Raw genomic sequence first — 3,660 nt, forward strand, 5'->3', positions numbered from 1 at the left:
ATTCGTGCAACTTTCACACGTTGTTTATTCCAGTTCGAAGAACCTTTTGTTCTTCTAGAAAGGATACGCTGTGCTTTCGCTAACTTTTCTTCTAATGTACGGAAGAATTTAGGGTTCTTGTATGTTATGCCATCTGAAAGAATGGCATAACATACAAGAACCCCACATCGATACCAACAGAAGAACCTGTTTTTTCTACTGGTTGCACTTCTGTTTCTGTAAGAATAGACACAAAGTGTCTACCGCTTGGATTTCGTCTAATTGTGGCATTTAGGATACGTCCTGACACTTCACGACTTTTGGCAAATCTAACGAAACCGAGCTTCGGTAACTTTATTGTATGACCTACAATGGCGATATTATGATTCGTACATTTTGTTGTATAGGATTGTATTTTATTCTTTTTAGACTTGAATTGTGGCATATCATTTTGTTTCTTGAAAAAACGTGAAAAAGCATCTGCGAGGTTTTTTAATAAGGATTGAAGAGCGGTACTATCTACTTCTTTTAACCAAAGCGTATCTTGTCGTTTTTTTAATTGCGTAAGCTCGGCAGAGCAAGAAGGATAGGTTAATCCTTTTCCCGCTTCTTTATACCTATCATTCCAAAGAGTAAGAAAATGGTTAAATACAAAGCGACTTCAACCAATCGTTTTAGCAATTAATATTTCTTGTTTCTTATTTGGATAGATACGAAATTTATATGCTTTATTTACTAACATAGGTTGCACCTCACTTTTTCATAGTATATCTACAGAATACAAAAAACGTAGGCTTACGCCTACTGACATTCATCTCCCACCTAAAATTGGTGTTTCACACCTTCACATTTTTGAGGAAGGAGTCTTTTATCAGAAAACGATTAATTAACCTTGTAATTTACTAAGCTAAAATCTTGAGTCCCTTAATACAGCTAGTCTAGCATCTCTAAAATAGATTCTAATGTTTATAATGATTTTATTTTTTAAACAAGATTTAATAAATACAGTATTCTATCCTAAAGGGGAAACATTATAAGTATGTTCTTTATCATTTTCCGACAGAAGACTGTTTCTTAATTTTTGTGATTATTTGGGGAAATATATAAAATTTACAAAAAAGTAGGGAAGCTTGTATGTTTTTACAATCTTCCCTACTTTTTTACGTATTATTTAAGTTATTTTTTAAATAGTTTAGCGAACCATGATTTTTCTTGTTGAGAAGACGCAACTAACTTCTTGGTTTCTTGTATTTCTCGAACCACTTCTAATAACTGCTGATCTCGATTGTTTATTTTTCTATCAATAGTCTTTTGCTGTTCATCAATCTTGTTTGTTAGTGTTTGATTAGTTTGTTCTAAATTGTCTATGCGTTTTAAAAGTTCCATATTCATAGCTTTTTGTTCTTGAAAATATATAGAAACCTCTTTCATACTCTCATACATCGTCTGAATAATTGGTTTCGTTATTTCGTTGTCTTCATCACTCTCTTCTACTACAATATAATCTACATTTTGTTTTAACATCTGTTCTATTATTTCTGGTGGTTCTTGTGCATCTTTCATATTAGCAATTAATTTAAAAAGCTCTAATGCTTCCTGTTCATATCTCAGCGTTCGCCCCTTCGTCCCAGCGACGGTTGGTAAGTATGGTTTGAATTGATCCCGCCAGGCCTGAAGGGTTGTCCGTGGCTTCCCAAGCATCCTTGCTATATCTGCAAGGGAATATGTTTTCTTATAAGGTTCTTCCCTATCCATTCCATCGTCCTCCCCTCATCGTCATTTGTTGTTATCGATGTCCGACATGTTGTCATTACATTGTTATTGATTATCATCCATGTCGGTCATGTTGTCATTACATTGTTGTTGACCATCATTCATGTCGGTCATGTTGTCATTGTATTGTTATTGACCATCATCCATGTTGGTCATGTTGTCATTACATTGTTGTTGACCATCATTCATGTCGGTCATGTTGTTGTTTTACTGTTATTCATCATCATTTATGTCCGACATGTCGGCGTCTAACTGTTATGTGTTTAATTCGTTTGAAAGAAGGTATTTCCTTGTTTATTTTGAATTTTTTAAGTGTATAGGTTAATTAAATAATAAATGCGATTCAAGTCGTACTTATTATTTAAAGTGTTCTTACTTTTGATTAAATGCGCTAAAACATAATCAAAAGTAGCACTTAAGTCGTACTTAATGTATAAAGGGGGAATTATAAATGAAAATTGGAAGAAAAGTAGCGGATTTCGGAAATAGTTTTAATAATTTCATGGTTGATGGTTATTATATTGAACTTGCAACGAATGTAGTTAAAATTTCAAAGAAAAAAGCTGAGGATTTACTTGTTGATCGTATTTCTAAACCAGAAGATTTACTGGATAGATTACTAATTTCCACTGAAATCGAAGGTGAAGAGTCTTACTATTTAGTTGGGCAATTGGCTGAAGATAATCAGTTAGCAAACTCACATGTAAATAAGATGCACGATAAAATAAATAGTCCTATCCCATACGTATGCTTTTTAGGAGCAATAGCATATTATCATGCCCTTAATGCTGATCAAGAAGATAATGAAATTGAAATTGAACACATGAGTATGATGCTTCCAATTTGGCTTTTAAAACGCGAAGAGAAATTTAGCATTGCCCATAAAAAAATGGAAGAAAGATTTAACGGTGAACATAAAGTTAAAGTGTTAACACCAGGAATGGAGAAAGAACTAACTATTACAGTCCAGTCAGCAAAATGTAGAAATGAATCCGAAGTTGCTAGACATTCTTTAAAATATAAAATGGTTTCAAAAGATCAGAATACAAATGTAATTAGTATTGAAAAGCGCTATGAATCTGAGAGATTCGATGACTATGAAGTAGTTTTAACTGACATTGGTGGCGGTTCTACAGATGCTGTACGATTAGGTAAAGGGCTTACTACACCTAAGCACAGAGATTCTTTCCAAGTTATCGATATTGAGCCATTCTTGGGATACCTAGAACGCTTTAGAAAAGAAAAATTGATTCAATACTTTAAGGATCTAAGAACATTAGAGAAATTTATAGTTAATAAATATAAAGTACAAAAGTATGTACTATCGAATGAAAATACTGGTGAAGAATATGATTTTACAAATGAAATTGTAGAGGCACTGAAAGAATATGCAAGAATTTTAATTGCTAAAATTCTTGATGTATTCATCCCATCTAGTACGAATACAGTATTGAAATTCATTTATATCGGAGGCGAAGCACCCGTTTTAGAACCATACATCCGTCTCGCTTTATTGAATCATATGTCTGAAATGGCTGCTAAAAACAATCACTTCTTCTTGAACGATATTATTCAAAATAGCGATAAAGAAGTATTTGCTCCAACTTCACGTACAATTAATCTAGCTGCATTAGAATTAAAAGTAATTGATGAAATGAAGGGACAGTTAGCGTGAACTACTCGCCACTTAGCAAAGCTTGAAGTGGGAGCTTCTCAGTTCCACGACGAAAGTAACCTTTCGTCTCCCTGAGCGTTACTTCGGGGTGTTCCACCCCTAGATGTCCAACGCTTGGACGCTCTCTTGGTACGGTTGATATTTTACGCAGGAACCGAATGGCTTGGTTTTCGCACTCTATTTTCTTCCTGCAACCTCATATATCAAGTTATCAAAGAACTTCATATAGCTAG

General features: G+C 33.9%; 2 protein-coding genes and 1 pseudogene. 1 reads left to right on the forward strand and 2 read right to left on the reverse strand.

Going from position 1 to position 3,660, the window contains the following annotated elements; translation table 11 throughout:
* Both V7038_RS28255 and V7038_RS28260 read right to left on the reverse strand, forming a co-directional pair.
* Positions 1-721: pseudogene (locus V7038_RS28255) on the reverse strand (RNA-guided endonuclease TnpB family protein); the annotation flags it as partial.
* A 434-nt stretch (positions 722-1,155) separates the two neighbouring features.
* Positions 1,156-1,734 (reverse strand): DUF3967 domain-containing protein, encoded by a 579-nt coding sequence (locus tag V7038_RS28260; RefSeq protein WP_002107196.1) that lies wholly within the window; start codon positions 1,732-1,734, stop codon positions 1,156-1,158.
* Positions 1,735-2,203: 469 nt separating this feature from the next.
* On the opposite strand from V7038_RS28260, the gene V7038_RS28265 reads away from it, so the two are divergent.
* The gene (locus tag V7038_RS28265; protein ID WP_335695994.1) at positions 2,204-3,427 is read left to right on the forward strand and encodes a ParM/StbA family protein; all 1,224 of its coding nucleotides are present in this window, start codon (positions 2,204-2,206) and stop codon (positions 3,425-3,427) included.
* Positions 3,428-3,660: the final 233 nt, after the last annotated feature.

Origin of the sequence: Bacillus sp. JJ783, from assembly GCF_036963225.1 — a bacterium.
Classification (GTDB): Bacteria; Bacillota; Bacilli; order Bacillales; family Bacillaceae_G; genus Bacillus_A; species Bacillus_A cereus_U.